General features: G+C 73.6%; 15 protein-coding genes. All 15 read right to left on the reverse strand.

Going from position 1 to position 15,843, the window contains the following annotated elements:
• Positions 1 to 6 precede the first annotated feature (6 nt).
• A complete protein-coding gene (locus tag ACFFJG_RS02125) occupies positions 7 to 753 on the reverse strand; it encodes a DivIVA domain-containing protein (RefSeq protein ID WP_378516961.1) in 747 nt (248 codons plus the stop codon).
• 121 nt (positions 754 to 874) lie between these two features.
• On the reverse strand, positions 875 to 1,168 hold the full coding sequence (locus tag ACFFJG_RS02130; protein ID WP_378516962.1) for a YggT family protein: 294 nt from the start codon (positions 1,166 to 1,168) through the stop codon (positions 875 to 877).
• A gap of 14 nt (positions 1,169 to 1,182) precedes the next feature.
• Positions 1,183 to 1,668, reverse strand: a complete 486-nt coding sequence (locus ACFFJG_RS02135) for a cell division protein SepF (RefSeq protein ID WP_378516963.1) — start codon at positions 1,666 to 1,668, stop codon at positions 1,183 to 1,185.
• Between the two features lie 61 nt (positions 1,669 to 1,729).
• Positions 1,730 to 2,443 carry a YggS family pyridoxal phosphate-dependent enzyme gene (locus ACFFJG_RS02140; protein ID WP_378516964.1) on the reverse strand — a complete coding sequence of 238 codons (714 nt, stop codon included), beginning with the start codon at positions 2,441 to 2,443 and terminating at the stop codon, positions 1,730 to 1,732.
• Positions 2,440 to 3,135 (reverse strand): peptidoglycan editing factor PgeF, encoded by a 696-nt coding sequence (pgeF, locus tag ACFFJG_RS02145; protein WP_378516965.1) that lies wholly within the window; start codon positions 3,133 to 3,135, stop codon positions 2,440 to 2,442. The genes ACFFJG_RS02140 and pgeF overlap by 4 nt, the downstream gene beginning before the upstream one ends.
• 12 nt (positions 3,136 to 3,147) lie before the next feature.
• Positions 3,148 to 4,389 (reverse strand): cell division protein FtsZ, encoded by a 1,242-nt coding sequence (gene ftsZ, locus ACFFJG_RS02150; RefSeq protein WP_378516966.1) that lies wholly within the window; start codon positions 4,387 to 4,389, stop codon positions 3,148 to 3,150.
• 203 nt (positions 4,390 to 4,592) lie between these two features.
• Complete coding sequence (locus ACFFJG_RS02155) at positions 4,593 to 5,330, reverse strand: cell division protein FtsQ/DivIB (RefSeq protein WP_378516967.1); 738 nt, start codon at positions 5,328 to 5,330, stop codon at positions 4,593 to 4,595.
• On the reverse strand, positions 5,331 to 6,752 hold the full coding sequence (murC, locus tag ACFFJG_RS02160) for a UDP-N-acetylmuramate--L-alanine ligase (RefSeq protein ID WP_378516968.1): 1,422 nt from the start codon (positions 6,750 to 6,752) through the stop codon (positions 5,331 to 5,333).
• A complete protein-coding gene (murG, locus tag ACFFJG_RS02165) occupies positions 6,749 to 7,834 on the reverse strand; it encodes an undecaprenyldiphospho-muramoylpentapeptide beta-N-acetylglucosaminyltransferase (protein ID WP_378516969.1) in 1,086 nt (361 codons plus the stop codon). The genes murC and murG overlap by 4 nt, the downstream gene beginning before the upstream one ends.
• A gap of 11 nt (positions 7,835 to 7,845) precedes the next feature.
• The gene (ftsW, locus tag ACFFJG_RS02170; protein ID WP_378516970.1) at positions 7,846 to 9,228 is read right to left on the reverse strand and encodes a putative lipid II flippase FtsW; all 1,383 of its coding nucleotides are present in this window, start codon (positions 9,226 to 9,228) and stop codon (positions 7,846 to 7,848) included.
• Between the two features lie 46 nt (positions 9,229 to 9,274).
• On the reverse strand, positions 9,275 to 10,756 hold the full coding sequence (gene murD / locus ACFFJG_RS02175) for a UDP-N-acetylmuramoyl-L-alanine--D-glutamate ligase (protein ID WP_378516971.1): 1,482 nt from the start codon (positions 10,754 to 10,756) through the stop codon (positions 9,275 to 9,277).
• Positions 10,749 to 11,861, reverse strand: a complete 1,113-nt coding sequence (mraY, locus tag ACFFJG_RS02180) for a phospho-N-acetylmuramoyl-pentapeptide-transferase (protein ID WP_378516972.1) — start codon at positions 11,859 to 11,861, stop codon at positions 10,749 to 10,751. Before mraY ends, murD begins: the two co-directional genes overlap by 8 nt.
• Complete coding sequence (locus ACFFJG_RS02185) at positions 11,858 to 13,243, reverse strand: UDP-N-acetylmuramoyl-tripeptide--D-alanyl-D-alanine ligase (RefSeq protein WP_378516973.1); 1,386 nt, start codon at positions 13,241 to 13,243, stop codon at positions 11,858 to 11,860. The genes mraY and ACFFJG_RS02185 overlap by 4 nt, the downstream gene beginning before the upstream one ends.
• Before the next feature lie 5 nt (positions 13,244 to 13,248).
• Positions 13,249 to 14,814 carry a UDP-N-acetylmuramoyl-L-alanyl-D-glutamate--2,6-diaminopimelate ligase gene (locus ACFFJG_RS02190; RefSeq protein ID WP_446686212.1) on the reverse strand — a complete coding sequence of 522 codons (1,566 nt, stop codon included), beginning with the start codon at positions 14,812 to 14,814 and terminating at the stop codon, positions 13,249 to 13,251.
• Between the two features lie 17 nt (positions 14,815 to 14,831).
• Positions 14,832 to 15,843, reverse strand: a 1,012-nt coding sequence (locus tag ACFFJG_RS02195) for a peptidoglycan D,D-transpeptidase FtsI family protein (RefSeq protein WP_378516974.1), incomplete at its 5' end; no start/stop codon positions are given.

Below are 15,843 nucleotides of genomic sequence, written 5' to 3' on the forward strand. Positions count from 1 at the left end.
GCGGGGTCAGCCCTCGTCGTCGCCCAGGACCGAGCGCAGCCGCTTGGGCGCGGTGCCCGTGTCGGCGGGCGCCTGGCTCTCGGAACCGGCGGACAGCGCCTCGAGCTGCTGCGTGAAGTACGTCTTGAGGCGCGAGCGGTACTCGCGCTCGAAGGCGCGGAGCGTCTCGACGTCGCTGTTGAGCTTGTCGCGCTCCTTCTCCAGGTCGCCGAACATCTGCTGGCGGCGCTCGGCGGTCTCGGAGTCGAGCATCTGCGAGCGCTGCCGGGCGTCGGCCTCCATGCGGTCGGCCTTGGTCTTCGACTCCGACTCGAGGCGCTCGGCCTTGGTGCGGGCGGCACCGACGATGCGGTCGGCCTCGTTCTTGGCGTCCTCGACGAGCTCGTCGGCGTTGCGCGTGGCGATCTCGAGCAGGCGGGCGGCGGCGTTGGAGGCGTCGGCGACGGTCTCGACCCGCACCGTCTGCACGGGGGCCGCGACCGGGGCGGGCGCCGCAGCGACCGGCTCGGGCTCGGGCTCCGGCTCCGGCTCGGGGGTGACGGGGGCGAAGGACGTCGTGGCGGGCGCCGGGGCGGACGCGCCCGACTGGGCGGCCGACAGCTTGGACCGCAGGTCGTCGTTCTCCTTGGTCAGCCGCGCGAGCTCGGCCTCCACCTCGTCGAGGAACTGGTCCACCTCGCCCATGTCGTAGCCTTCACGGAGACGGACAGGCGTAAAGCGCTTGTTGCTCACGTCCTCAGGCGTCAGCGGCATGACCTCACCCAAACTTTCACGAATCGATGTACGCGGTGGCTCTGCTGTCAGGAGACAATAGCGCCCGGGGATGCACGGGGCACAGTGACCCGTGTGGCTGGTGGTTCAGGGACGGTGGGGGTCACACACCGAAGACGGTGCGGACCACGTTGAGCAGCAGCCATGCTGCCACCATCACGAGCAGGAAGCTGAGGTCGAGCGCGACCTGGCCGATCCGCAGCGGCGGGATGACCCGCCTCAGCGCCACGATCGGCGGGTCGGTCGCGGAGTAGACGCCCTCGAGCGCGACCAGCAGCGGGCCGCGCGGCTCCCACCGGCGCGCGAAGACCTGCACCCAGTCGACGACGAACCGCACCCAGAGCAGTCCGATGAAGACGAGCAGGACGGTCGCGAGGACCTCTCCGATGATCTGCACGGGGTAAGACTGCCTCAGCTCTGGTTGAAGAACCCGTCGGAGGCGATCCGCTCCTTGTCCTCGGCCGAGACCGCGACGTTGGGCGGCGAGAGCAGGAAGACCTTGTTGGTCACGCGCTCGAGCGTCCCGCGGGTGGCGAAGATGAGGCCGGCGGCGAAGTCGACGAGACGCTTCGCGTCGTTGTCGTCCATCTCGCTGAGGTTCATGATCACGGGCGTGCCGTCGCGGTAGTTCTCACCCACGAGACGGGCCTCGTTGTAGTTGCGGGGGTGCAGGGTGGTGATGCGGCTCAACTCGGCCACGACTCCTGTCTGGACCGGCACCGGACGACGGCGCTCGGCGAGGTCGGACACGGGGGCAGGACGCCGCTCTCGCACGACCGGACGCTCGTCGACGGCGTCGTGGGTCGTGGTCTCGGTGTCACCGTCGTACTGGTCGTAGTGGCCGGTGTCCTCGAGCAGGCCGAGGTACTCGCCGATCCTGCGCATCGCGCCGCTCATGAGACTGTTCTCCCGCTAGATCTGGCACCCGGTCCCGGGCACCTGTTGACATTTCTGGACATTACTGGACTGCGGGCCTCGGACCGAGGACCGCGGAGCCGACACGCACGTGTGTCGCACCCTGGGCGACGGCGGCCTCGAGGTCGCCGCTCATCCCGGCCGAGAGCATGCTCGCGTCCGGGTGGTCGCGCAGGAGCCGGTCCCGGATCGACGCGAGCCGGGCGAACGCCTCAGCCGGGTCCTCCCCGAGCGGCGCGACGGCCATCAGGCCGCGGAGCCGGAGCAGGTCGGCCTCCTGCACCCGGTCGGCCAGGGCCGCGAGGTCGTCGGGGGCGGCACCGGAGCGGTGGTCGGCCCCCGGCGGGTCGAGGCTCACCTGGAGCAGCACGTCGACCTCCTGCCCCCGCGCCTGCGCGCCGCGCGAGAGCGGGCCGACCAGCTTGGGCCGGTCGAGGGACTCGACGACGTCGGCGTAGGACGCGACGGCCGCGGCCTTGTTGGACTGCAGGCCGCCGATGAAGTGCCACCGCAGGCCGAGGTCGGCGCACTCGGCGGCCTTGGCCTCCGCCTCCGGGTGGCGGTTCTCCCCCACGTCGGTGACCCCGAGCCCGGCGAGCAGCCGCACGTCGGAGGCGGGGAAGAACTTGGTGACCACCACCAGCGTCACCTCGCCGGCGTCGCGGCCGACGTCGCGGCAGGAGCTGGCGATGCGCTCGCGCACGGTGGCGAGGTGGGCGGCGAGCTCGTCGCGGCGCCGGGTGCTGTCCTGGGTCACGCGTGGCTCCAGATCGCTCCGGCGAAGCGGGTGGCGGCGGTGCCGTCGCGGCGGTACGACGGCCACGCGTCGTCCTCGCGGGTGCACACGCCGACCACGCGCACGTCGTCGACCCCGGCCGCGGCGAGCTGGGCGCGCACGCCCGCACCGAGGTCGAGGGCGGGGGTGCCCCACGACGTGGTCGACCGGGCCTCCGGCACCTTCGCCGCGACCTCCTCCTGCAGGTCGGCCGGCACCTCGTAGCACCGACCGCACACGTGCGGACCGATCCAGGCCACGCTCGGCTCGGCCCCCTCGCGCCGCAGCGCCTCGACCGTGGCGGGCACGACGCCGTCGGCCAGCCCGGGGCGGCCGCTGTGCACGGCCGCGACCCAGCCGCCGGCGGGGTCGGCCAGCAGGACGGGGACGCAGTCGGCCGCGCGCGCGAGCAGGACGACCTCCGGCCGGGAGGTGTAGAGCGCGTCGCAGGTCGGGGCGGTGGCCTCGGCCGGGTCGTCGACCCGCACGACGTCGGCCCCGTGCACCTGGTGCATCAGCACCGGGGTCGCCCCCGTCAGCCCGCCCACCCGGCCCAGCGCCTCGGCCCGCACCTCCGCCTCGGCCGCGTCACCGAGGCTGAGGGAGACGTCGGTGAAGGCGACCTCGATCACGAGGCCGCCTTCGATCCGGTCGCGGTGGTGGAGCAGGGGCACGGGTGGGTCAGCTCACTTGAGGAAGTCGGGCACGTCGAGGTCGTCGTCGTCGAACTGGACCTGGCGGGCCGGGCGCGACGGCGCGGACTGCTGGGCCGGCTGCTCGGGCGTGCGGGCCGGGGCGGCAGGACGCGACTCCGCGGGCGTCGCGGACGACGGGGCGAACGTCGGCGCCGGACGCTCCGCGGACTCGGTGCGGGGCGCGGGGGCACGGGTCGCGGCCTGCTGGGCGGCGGCGCGCGTCTCCTCCTGCGTCTGGGCCGGGACGTTCTGACGGAGCACGTTGCCGTCCTGGCGCCGCTTGGGCATGCCGCCGTCGAAGCCGGCGGCGATGACGGTCACGCGGACCTCGTCGCCGAGCGCGTCGTCGATCGTGGCGCCGAAGATGATGTTGGCCTCGGCGTGCGCGGCCTGGGACACCAGCGCGGCGGCCTCGTTGATCTCGAACAGGCCCAGGTCGGAGCCACCGGCGATCGAGAGCAGCACGCCGTGCGCACCCTCGATGCTCGCCTCGAGCAGCGGGCTGGAGACGGCCATCTCGGCGGCGGCCACGGCGCGGTCCTCGCCGCGGGCCGAGCCGATGCCCATCAGGGCGGAGCCGGCGTTGGCCATGACGGACTTGACGTCGGCGAAGTCGAGGTTGATCAGGCCCGGGGTGGTGATCAGGTCGGTGATGCCCGAGACACCCTGCAGGAGGACCTGGTCGGCCTGCTTGAAGGCGTCGAGGATCGACACGCTGCGGTCGGTGATCGAGAGCAGCCGGTCGTTGGGGATCACGATGAGGGTGTCGACCTCCTCGCGGAGCTGGCTGATGCCCTCCTCCGCGGAGTTGGCCCGACGACGACCCTCGAAGGCGAACGGCCGGGTGACGACGCCGATGGTCAGCGCCCCCAGGGAGCGCGCGATGCGCGCCACGACCGGCGCACCGCCGGTGCCGGTGCCGCCGCCCTCGCCGGCGGTGACGAAGACCATGTCGGCCCCCTTGAGGACCTCCTCGATCTCGTCGGCGTGGTCCTCGGCCGCCTTGGCGCCGACCTCGGGGTTGGCGCCGGCACCGAGGCCGCGGGTGAGCTCGCGTCCGATGTCGAGCTTGACGTCGGCGTCGCTCATCAGGAGCGCCTGGGCGTCGGTGTTGATGGCGATGAACTCGACGCCCTTGAGGCCGACCTCGATCATCCGGTTGACGGCGTTGACGCCGCCACCGCCGATGCCCACGACCTTGATGATCGCCAGGTAGTTCTGCGCTGCTGCCACGGCTGTGGGGCCTTCCTTGAGGGGTGCTGGTGTACGAGTGCGTGGGCGAGGTCGACCCTCCGGCGTGTCACGGAACCCTAACCGTGAGCCTGAGGGTTATAGTTATGTCAACCTCGTCATGCGGAAGACAGTAGGCAGCCCGCACCCCGATCCGGCGGCGGACACGCCCACGACACGCACCTCGCAGGAAATTCCTGCGAGTCTCAGCGCACGGTCGGGTTGCCGGGCACGCTGACGTCGTAAGTGCCGGCCCTGGGCGCCGCGAGCAGCAGCTTGTCGATGACCTCGGACTTGAGGTCGGACTGCTCCGCGCTCCCCCACAGCACCTGGCGTCCGTCGCGCAGCACCAGGGTGACCTGGTCGACGGTCGCGACCTCGACGTGGTCCACGCGCGTGGCGAGGTCCTCGGGCAACGACGACACGACGGTCGCGGCCTCCCGCAGCGCGTCGGTGCCGGCCTGGGCGCCCGGTCGGATCCGCGGCAGCCCGGGCGGCGCCGTGCGGTAGTCGCGGAAGACGATGCCGTCGGGGTCGAGTCCGCGGAGCCGGCCCGCGAGCTCGACGACGGCGACGGCCGTGCGCTCCTCGACCTCGATGCGGACGGTGTCGGGCCACGCCCGGGTCACGTCGACCGAGCGCACCTCCGCCAGCGCACCGACGCGCGAGTCGACCCGGCCGAGGTCGACGAGCGCGAGCTGCTCACCGACCGGGACGTCGGCGACCTCGCGCACGCGCGCGTCGCTCAGCAGGTCGTTGCCCACCACCACGACGTGCTTGACCTGCAGCGTGGCGGAGAAGAACACGAGCCACACCGCGGTCGACAGCAGGGCCACCAGCGCGACGCCGACCAGGACGTAGCGCAGCGACAGCCAGCGGCGCGACCACTGGCGACGGGCGAACCGGCGGCGGGTGCGCTGGGCGGCGCGCTCCTCCTGCTCCACTTACGCACCCCCGGCGGCGGCGAGCAGGGCCAGCACCTCGGGGCCGACCGTGGTGACGTCGCCGGCACCGAGGGTGATGACGAGGTCGCCGGGGCGGGCCCGGCCGGCGAGCTCGCGCGTCGCGGCGCCGAGGTCGTCGACGTAGGCGACGCGGCCGGCGGGCAGGGGGACGGCGTCGGCGACGAGGCGGCCGGTGACGCTCGGGTCGGGCTCCTCGCGGGCGACGTAGACGTCGAGCACCACGACCTCGTCGGCCGCGCCGAGCTCCTCGCCCATGGCGGTGCCGAAGATGCGGGTGCGCGAGACCAGGTGGGGCTGGAAGGCCGCGACGACGCGCCCCTCCCCTGCCAGGGCGCGTGCTGCCTCCAGGTCGCCGCGGATCTCGACGGGGTGGTGGGCGTAGGAGTCGTAGACCCGCACGCCCCCGGCCTCGCCCTTGAGCTCCATCCGGCGGCCCGTGCCGGTGAACCCGGACAGACCGGCGACGAGGGCGTCGAAGGCGCAGCCCAGGCGCAGCCCCATCGCGAGCGCGGCGACGGCGTCGAGGACGTAGTGGCGCCCCGGGATCCTGAGGGTGAGATCGCCGAGGTCGGTGCCGTCGCGCGAGACGCGGCAGCGGGAGGTCGATCCGTCGAGGACCAGGTCGTGCACGCGCAGGTCGGCCTCGGTCGACTCTCCGACCGTGACCACCTCCAGGCCCTGCTCGCGGGCCTGGCGGGCGAGGTCGGCGGCACCGGGGTCGTCGACCACGCACACCAGGAAGCCGTCGCGGTCGATCGTCGCGGCGAAGTCGGAGAAGGCCTGGTGGTAGGCCTCCTCGGTGCCCCAGTTGTCGAGGTGGTCGGCCTCGACGTTGGTGACGATGGCGGCGTGCGGGCGGTAGACGAGGAACGCGCCGTCGCTCTCGTCGGCCTCGGCGACGAAGAGGTCGTCGGCACCGGCGTCGGCGTTGCGCCCGGTCGCGGTGAGCACGCCGCCGACGGCGTAGGACGGGTCGAGGCCGGCGGCGAGCAGCGCGGAGGTGAGCAGGCCGGTGGTGGTGGTCTTGCCGTGGGTGCCGGCGACGGCCAGGACCCGCGAGCCGGCCATGACCGCGGCCAGACCGGCCGAGCGTGGCAGCACCCGCAGGCCGCGGCGGCGGGCCTCGAGCACCTCGGGGTTGTCCTCGCGCGCCGCGGTGGTGACCACGAGCGTGTCGGCGTCGGCGACGTGCTCGGCGGCGTAGCCGAGGTGGCAGGCCACGCCGAGCTCGCGCAGCGCGGGCAGGAACGGGGTGTCGTGGTCGTCGCTGCCCGACACGGGCACGCCACGGCGCGCCATGATGCGGGCGATCGCCGAGATGCCGGCGCCGCCGATGCCGACGCAGTGCACGCGACCGAGCTCGGAGGCGGGCAGCACCTCCTCGGGGACCGGGATCCTCATCGGGCGGCCCCCTCGCCGGCGGCGTCGCGCACCATGCGGGCGAGCTTGTCGTCGGCGTCGAGCGGGATCACGCCGCGTGCAGCGGCACCCATCGCGGCGAGCCGGTCGGGGTCGCGCAGCAGGCCGGGCACGGTGGCGGCGACCCACTCCGACGTGAGCGCGCCGTCGGCGACCAGCAGGCCGCCACCGGCGTCGACGACGGGGCGCGCGTTGAGCGCCTGCTCGCCGTTGCCGATCGGCAGCGGGACGTAGATCGCGGGCAGGCCGACGCCCGAGACCTCGGTGACGGTGTTGCTGCCGGCCCGGCACAGGACCGCGTCCGCGGCGGCGTAGGCCAGGTCCATCCGGTCGACGTAGCCGACCACGACGTAGGGCACGTCGCCGGAGGGCACCTCCAGCTCGTGCTTCGGGCCGACGACGTGGAGCACCTGCACCCCGGCACCGGCGAGCGCGGAGGCGGCGCCCGAGACGGCGCCGTTGATGCGGGCCGCGCCCTGGGAGCCCCCGGTGACCAGCAGCACGGGCAGGTCGGGGCGGAGCCCGAACGCGGCCAGCGCCTCCTCGCGGAGGGCGGCACGATCGAGCGTGGAGACCATCCGGCGCACCGGCAGGCCGGTGAAGACGGCGTGCGGGAGCTCGGTGCCGGGGAAGCTCGTCGCGACGTGGCGCGTCATCCGCGCACCCAGCTTGTTGGCCACCCCGGCGAGGGTGTTGCCCTCGTGGACGACGATCGGCACCCCGCGCCGACGGGCCGCGAGGTAGGCCGGGACGGAGACGTAGCCCCCGAACCCGACCACCACGTCGGGACGCACCCGGTCGACGACCTCGAGCGCGGCCGCGCGGGCCGCGTGCAGGCGACCGGGCAGGCGAAGCAGGTCGGCGCCCGGCCGACGCGGCAGCGGCACCCGAGGCACGACCTCGAGCGGCAGCCCGGCCTCGGGGACCAGCCGGGCCTCGAGGCCCTCGCGGGTCCCGAGGCAGGTGATCTCGGTCGCCGGGTCGAGCCGGCGCAGGGCGTCGGCGGTGGCGAGCAGGGGCGAGGTGTGGCCGGCAGTACCGCCGCCGGCGAGGAGGACGCGCATCGGCAAGGAATCTATCGAGAGGGGGTGTGCGTGGGGGAAGCCGGTGAGGTGGACGCGGCGGCGGGGGTCGCAGCCGGCGGGGCGGCGGGCGCGGAGGCCGGCGCGGAGAGCCCGGCGGACCGGGTGCGCCTGCGCGCGGCCAGCGCCGCAGCTGCGCCCGGCTCGCGGCGCGCGAAGCCGATGACCAGCCCGAGGGCCACCAGCGACGGCAGGAGCGCGGACCCGCCGTAGGACACGATGGGCAGCGGGATGCCGATGACCGGCAGGACCGCGAGCACCATGCCGACGTTGATGATCATCTGCCCGAGCAGCCAGACCACGATGCCGAAGGTGGCGTAGCGCACGAACGGGTCCTCGGTGCTCAGCGCGACCCGCACCGCGGCGTAGGCGATGGTGAGGAAGAGCCCGACCACCAGGAGGGTGCCGACGAGCCCGAGCTCTTCGCCGAGGACGGCGAAGATGTAGTCGGTGTGCGCCTCGGGCAGGTCGCCCCACTTCTGGGTCGAGGCACCGATGCCCTGGCCGAACCAGCCACCGCTGGAGAGGGCGTACAGGCCGTGGGCGGGCTGCCACCCGGTGTCGGTGTAGTCCTTGAACGGGTCGGTGAAGTGCGTGATGCGCTGGAGCCGCTCGGGATCGGTGGCCGCGAGGCCGACGGCGGCCACGGCGAGCACCGAGAGGCTGAGGCCGAACAGGCGCATCGGCGCCCCGACCACCCAGAGCATGCCGAGCAGGATCGCGGCCAGCACCATCGCGGTCCCGAGGTCGCGACCGACCAGGACCAGCGCGATGACGGCGAAGAGGCCGGGCACGACCGGCACGAGCAGGTGGTGCAGCTCGCGCAGGCGGCGCTCCTTGTGCGCGTAGATGTTGGCCGCCCAGAGCACCACCGCGAGCTTGGCCACCTCGGCCGGCTGCATGGTGAACGGACCGACCGCCAGCCAGTTCTTGTTGCCGTTGACGTAGACGCCGAAGCGGGCGACCAGCGCGAGGAGCACGAGGGCGAACAGGAAGCCGGGATAGGCCAGCCTGCGGATCTGGCGGATCGGCAGCCGGGAGGCGACCCAGGCACAGGGCAGGCCGATCGCCACCCACATCAGCTGGCGCTTCACCACGGCGTAGGAGTCGTCGTAGACCAGGTAGGAGCGCACGCTCGAGGCGCTCAGCACCATGATCAGGCCGATGGTGAGCAGCAGCCCCGATGCGCCGAGCAGCAGGTAGTAGGACGCGAGCGGCCTGTTGATGGACTCGCGCAGCGAGCCCCACATGGATGCGATGGCGGCGAGCAACGACCGCAACGCCGACCACAGCCAGCGCCAGGCCCCGGCCACGCCCGATCCCAGCGGCGGCCTGATGCGGGCCGGCTCGGCGTCCTCGGGGTTCGCGGTGGTCATCGGCTCTCGCGCTCCCCTCGGATCGGGCTGCTGGTCGGGCGGGTGGTCAGTCGGTGCCGGCGATCCGTGCGTGCACGGCCGCGGCGAACGCATCGCCGCGGGCGCCGTAGTTGGCGAACATGTCCATGGAGGCGCACCCCGGCGCCAGCAGAACGGTGTCCCCGGACCTGGCGAGCCCGGCGGCAGCGTCGACGACGCGCTCCATCGGGTCACCAGTCTCGTCGGCCCCCACATCGATGACCGGCACATCGGGCGCGTGTCGCGAAAGAGCGTCGGCGATGACCTGGCGGTCGCGGCCGAGCAGCACGACGCCGCGCAGCCGGTCGCGCACGGCGAGGACGAGGTCGTCGAAGCGGGCGCCCTTGGCGAGCCCGCCCGCGACCCACACGACCGACTCGTAGGCCGCCAGCGAGGAGCGGGCCGCGTGCGGGTTGGTGGCCTTGGAGTCGTCGACCCAGGTCACTCCGCCGGCCTCGGCGACGAGGGCGATGCGGTGGCCGTCGGGGCGGAAGGCGCGCAGCCCGTCGCGCACGGCCTGCTGGCTCACGCCGTGGGCGCGGGCGAGCGCGGCGGCGGCCAGCGCGTTGGCGACGAAGTGCGGCGCCTGCGAGGCGAGGTCGTCGAGCGTGCACAGCTCGGCGGCGCTCGTCGCGCGCTCCTCGATGAAGGCGCGGTCGACCAGGAGGTCCTCGACCACCCCGAGGTTGCCGGCCGACGGCATGCCGAGGGTGAACCCGACGGCGCGCGCGCCCTCGACGACGTCGGCCTCGCGGACCATGTCCTCGGTGGCGGGCTCGGCGAGGTTGTAGACGCACGCGCGCTGCACCTGGTCGTAGATGCGCGCCTTGTCGGCGGCGTACTGCTCCATGCCGGTGAGGCCGTCGGGGTCGTCGTCGTACCAGTCGAGGTGGTCCTCGGCGAGGTTGAGCACGACGGCCGACTCCGCCGACATGGAGTGGGTGTAGTGCAGCTGGAAGCTCGAGAGCTCGACGGCCAGGACGTCCCACGGCTCGGGGTCCATCACGGCCTCGACGATGGGCAGGCCGACGTTGCCGACCGCGACCGAGCGCAGCCCGGCGGCCGCGAGGATCGACTGGAGCATCTGGACCGTCGTGGTCTTGCCGTTGGTGCCGGTGACCGCCAGCCAGGGCGCTGCGGTCTCGGGGTCGCGCAGCCGCCACGCGAGCTCGACCTCGCCCCACACGGGGACGCCCCGCTCGGCGGCCTGGGCGAGCAGCGGCGCCGAGGGCTTCCAGCCGGGCGAGGTGACGACGAGGTCGACGTCGTCGGGCAGCACGTCGGTGGCGCCGGGCTCGAGGCGGACGGTGGCACCGAGCGTCTCGAGGAGCTCGGCCTTCTCGGCCTTCTCCGGGCTGGTGGCCTCGTCGAGGGCGGTCACGTCGGCGCCGAGGAAGAGCAGGTTGTCGGCCGCCGCGAACCCGGAGACCCCGAAGCCGGCGACGACGACGCGGACGCCGGACCAGTCGCTGGTGCGGCCGAGGGACTCGACGCGCGCGTTGTCACCCAATGCCGGCGACCCACTCGGCGTAGAAGATGCCGAGGCCGGTGGCCACGGCGAGGCCGGTGATGATCCAGAAGCGGATCACGATGGTGACCTGCTCCCAGCCCAGCATCTCGAAGTGGTGGTGCAGCGGCGTCATCCGGAATACGCGGTGGCCGGCCTGGATCTTGAAGACCGAGCGGACCAGCCCGCTGGCGCGGCTCAGCTTGAAGACCGACACCTGGATCATCACCGAGAGCGTGATGCTCACGAAGAGGCCGCCGATGATCAGCAGCAGCAGCTCGGTGCGGGTCATGATCGCGAAGCCGGCCATGGCGCCACCGAGGGCCAGCGAGCCGGTGTCGCCCATGATGATCTGCGCGGGCGAGGCGTTCCACCACAGGAAGCCGAAGCAGGCGCCGGTGATCGAGGCGGCGACGACCGCGAGGTCGAGCGGGTCGCGCACCTCGTAGCACTTGGGGCCGGCCTCGAGGGCGCACGACTGGCTGTTCTGCCAGATGTTGACCAGCGTGTAGGCGGCGAAGACCAGGATCGAGGACCCGGCCGCGAGGCCGTCGAGGCCGTCGGCGAGGTTCACCGCGTTGCTGGTGCCGGTGACGATGAGCCAGATCAGCACGATCGCCAGGATCGTGGGCAGCGCGAAGCGGTCGTAGTCGCGGATGAACGAGATGTGGTCCGAGGCCGGACGCCATCCCCGGTCGTCCTGGAGCACCGGCGACAGGGCGAGGAAGCCGAAGACGACCGCGACCAGCGTCTGGCCGATCATCTTGGCGCGGCTGCGCAGGCCGAGGTTGTGCTGGCGGCTGACCTTGAGGAAGTCGTCGAGGAACCCGACGCCGCCGAGGCCCACCAGCAGGAGGATCAGCAGCCACGCGGACGCCGAGGGCGCCTGGCCGGTGATCAGCTTGGCGGCGAGGTAGCCCACGACCGCGGCCAGCACGATCACCGCACCGCCCATGGTGGGCGTGCCGCGCTTGGTGTGGTGGGTGGTGGGGCCGTCGTCGCGGATCGGCTGGCCGAATCCCTGCTTGGTGAAGAAGCGGATCGCGTAGCGCGTGCCGAGGAGGGAGATGAGCAGGGAGAGTCCTCCTCCGAACAGGATGGCTCTCATGCGGTGCGGTTCCCTTCCTGCAGGAGTACGTCGGCGATGACTTCGAGCGCCGCCCCCCGTGATGCCTTCACCAGGACGACATCAGCAGCCGAGACATTGTGCCGCAGCCAGTCGGCCGCGGCGTCACGCCCCTCCGTGGGGACGGCCACGCCGTCGGGCCGGGCCGCGGCGTAGCCGGACGAGATGCCGTCGGCCACCGGTCCCACGGACACGACCACGTCCACCCCGAGCGTGCCGGCGTGGGCGCCGACGGCCTCGTGGGCGGCGGCGGAGCCGTCGCCGAGCTCGCGCATCTCCCCGAGGACCGCGACCGTACGACGACCGCTGCGCGCGCCGATGCCCGCGAGCGTGTCGAGGGCGGCGCGGACCGACTCGGGGTTGGCGTTGTAGGCGTCGTTGAGGACCACCAGGCCGTCGGCGCGCTCGGAGAGCTCCATGCGCCACCGGCTGGCCGGGCCGGCGTCGGTGAGCGACTCGGCGACGGTGTCGAGGTCGAGGCCGGCGGCGAGCGCCATCGCGGCCGCGGCCGCGGCGTTGCGCCACTGGTGGTCGCCGACCTGCGTCAGGTGCACGGTCGCGCCGGAGCCCCGGTGGTGCAGCTCGAAGGAGAGCCGGCCGAGCTCGTCGCTGGTCAGCTCGTCGACCGACACGTCGACCGGCCCGTCGACGGGCCCGGCGCCGAACGTGGTGACGGTGGCCCGGGTGCGGACCGCCATCGCCGCCACGAGCTCGTCGTCGGCGTTGAGCACGGCGGTGCCGTCGGGACCGAGCGCCTCGACGATCTCGCCCTTGGCCTGCGCGATGGCCTCCCGGCTGCCGAACTCGCCGATGTGGGCGGAGCCGACGTTGAGCACCGCGGCCACGCGGGGCGGCGCGATCGAGCAGAGCAGGGCGATGTGCCCGACGCCGCGCGCGCCCATCTCGACGACGAGGTAGCGGGTCTCGGGGGTCGCGCGCAGCACGGTGAGGGGGACGCCGAGCTCGTTGTTGAAGTTGCCGCGGGTCGCGACGGTCGGCCCGGCCTCGCCGAGCACGTGCGCGAGGTAGTCCTTGGTGCCGGTCTTGCCCTGCGAGCCGGTCATGGCCAGCACGAGGACGTCGGGGAGCCGGTCGAGCAGGTGGCGGGCCAGCCGCCCGAGCGCGGCGGTGACGTCGTCGACGACGACGGTCGGCAGCTCGGTCGGCCGGCTGCCGAGCACGGCGACGGCGCCCGCGGCACCGGCGGCGGCGGCGAAGTCGTGGCCGTCGACCCGCTCGCCCGCGATCGCGACGAACAGCCCGCCCGCCTCCGGCGTACGGGTGTCGAGGAAGGCGCCCCCGGAGACATCGGCGTGGCCGTGGGCCACTCCCCCGACGGCCTCGGCGATCTCGGCGGTCGTCATCGCGATCATCGGGCGGGGCCCCCGACGGTGCCGTCCAGCGCCCCGACCTCCTCGGCCGCGACCACGCGGTCGTCGAACGGGCTCACCTCGCCGTGGACCTCCTGGCCCGTCTCGTGCCCCTTGCCGGCGACCAGCACGACGTCGCCGGTGCGGGCCCGCCGCACGGCCTCGCGGATCGCCAGGCGGCGGTCGCCCTGCTCCAGCACCTCGGCGGTGCCGTCGGTCGTGCCGGCGAGCAGGGCGGCGCGGATGGCCGCCGGGTCCTCGGTGCGGGGGTTGTCGTCGGTCACGACGACGACGTCGGCGAGCCGCGCCGCGATCTCGCCCATCACCGGTCGCTTGGAGGCGTCGCGGTCGCCGCCGGCGCCCACGACGACGAGCAGCCGGCCGGTCGTCAGCGGCCGCAGGGTGGCGAGCACCGCCTCCAGCGCGTCGGGCTTGTGGGCGTAGTCGACGACCACGGTGAAGTCCTGGCCCACCTCCACCTTCTCCAGCCGCCCGGGCACGCCGCCGACCTGCGCGATGCCGTCGGCGACGAGGGCGGGGTCGAGGCCGGCGAGCGCGGCGGAGGCGATCGCGGCCAGCGCGTTGGAGACGTTGAACTCCCCCGGCACCCGGACCGCGGCCGGGAACCGGGCGTCCGGGCCCTCGACGGTGAAGGTGGCGCCGTCGGGCCCGAGCACCACGTCGGTGGCCCGCCAGTCGGCGTCCGCGCCGCGCGTGGAGTACGTCGACATGGGCACCGTCGCGACGTCGAGCAGCCGGCGACCGTGCTCGTCGTCGACGTTGGTGAGACCCAGGGCCGCGCGCGCGGGGGTGAACAGGCTGGCCTTGGCAGCGAAGTAGTCCTCCACGCTGGGGTGGAAGTCGAGGTGGTCGCGCCCCAGGTTGAGGAACGTGGCGACGTCGAACACGACGCCGTCGACGCGACCGAGCACCAGCGCGTGGCTGGAGACCTCCATCGCGCACGTGTCGACGCCGCGCTCGCGCATGACCGCGAACAGGCCGTGCAGGTCGGGGGCCTCGGGGGTGGTGAGCGAGGTCTTGACGGCCTCGCCGGCGATCCGGGTGCCGACGGTGCCGATGACGGCGGCGCTCACGCCGGCCGCCTCGAGCCCCTGCTCGAGCAGGCGGGTCGTGGTCGTCTTGCCCTGGGTGCCGGTGACCCCGATGGTGCGCAGGGCCTTGGCGGGCTCGCCGTAGAGGTGCGCGGCGAGCAGCCCGAGCACCGCGCGGACGTCGGGGACGACGATCGCCGGGGTGCCGGCCGGGAGCCGCGAGGCGCCGGCGGCGTCGGTGAGCACCGCGACCGCGCCCGCGGCCAGGGCCTGGTCGGCGAAGTCCGCGCCGTGGGCCCGGGTGCCGGGCAGGGCGGCGTAGAGGTCACCTGGCTCGACGCGGGCGGTGCTCAGGGTGAAGCCGGAGACGGTGACCCCGAGGTCGCCGCGACGCTCCACCGCGACCCCGCTCTGCTCGAGCCGGTCGGCCAGCCGGGACGCCTGCGCCGCGGGCCGCTGCTCGGGCCGGGTCGCGCTCCCCCGCGTGGCGGGGACGTCCACCTGCTGATCCACCGACCGAGGGTATCGACTCACCACTCGACCGGGAGACGCGACGGCCTGCCGCCGCTCGGCTCGACGCCGTAGCGGCCCAGGACGTAGCCCATGATGCGGGAGAAGACGGGACCGGTGATCGAGCCGCCACCGCCCTCGACCTTCGGGGCGTGGATCACGACGTAGACGGTGAACCGCGCGTCGTCGGCCGGGGCGAAGCCGCCGAACGACACCGTGGTGGACCCGTCGTAGGTGCCGGTCTCGGGGTTCACGCGCTGGGCGGTGCCGGTCTTGCCGGCCACGAGGTAGCCGGGCACCTGGGCGCCCGGCGCGACGCCGTCCTCCGGGTCGACGACCTTCTCCATCATCCTCGCGGTGTCGTGGGCGGCCTTCTGGCTGACCACGCGGGTGCGGGTGGCCACGTCGGTGCCGACGGTGACGCCGTCGTCGGTGACCGCGGAGCCGCTGATCAGGCTCGGCGAGACCCGCACGCCGCCGTTGGCGACCGTGTTGACGGCGGCCGCCATCTGCAGCACGTTGACCGACAGCGACTGGCCGAAGGCCACGCGGTCCTTGGTCTGCGAGGTCATCACGTCGCCGGGGGTCAGGATGCCGGGCGTCTCGCCGCGCACGCCGACGTCGGTCTTCTGGCCGAGGCCGAACTCCTGCAGGTAGGAGACGAGCTGGGCCGGCGAGAACGCGTCGGCGGCCAGCACCGTGCCGATGTTGGAGGACTTGGCGATGATCCCGGCCAGCGTGAGGCGGATCATGCCGTGGTCGAACCAGTCGCCGATGACGCGGTCCTGGCGCGGCAGGCTCCCCGGCACCTTGAACTTCTGGCGGGGGAACGCCTTGCCGGCGTCGATCAGCGAGGCGACGGTGAGCACCTTCTCGACCGAGCCGGGCTCGTAGGTGTCGTTCATCGCCCGCGAGCCGAGGTCGTCCTCGTCGGCCTCGCCGGGCTTGTTGGCGTCGAAGGTGGGCACGTCGGCCAGCGCGAGCACCTCGCCGGTGCGGGTGTCGAGGACCGCGGCAGCGCCGCTCTCGGCC

The organism is Nocardioides zeicaulis (genome assembly GCF_042432345.1).
GTDB classification, from domain to species: Bacteria; Actinomycetota; Actinomycetes; order Propionibacteriales; family Nocardioidaceae; genus Nocardioides; species Nocardioides zeicaulis.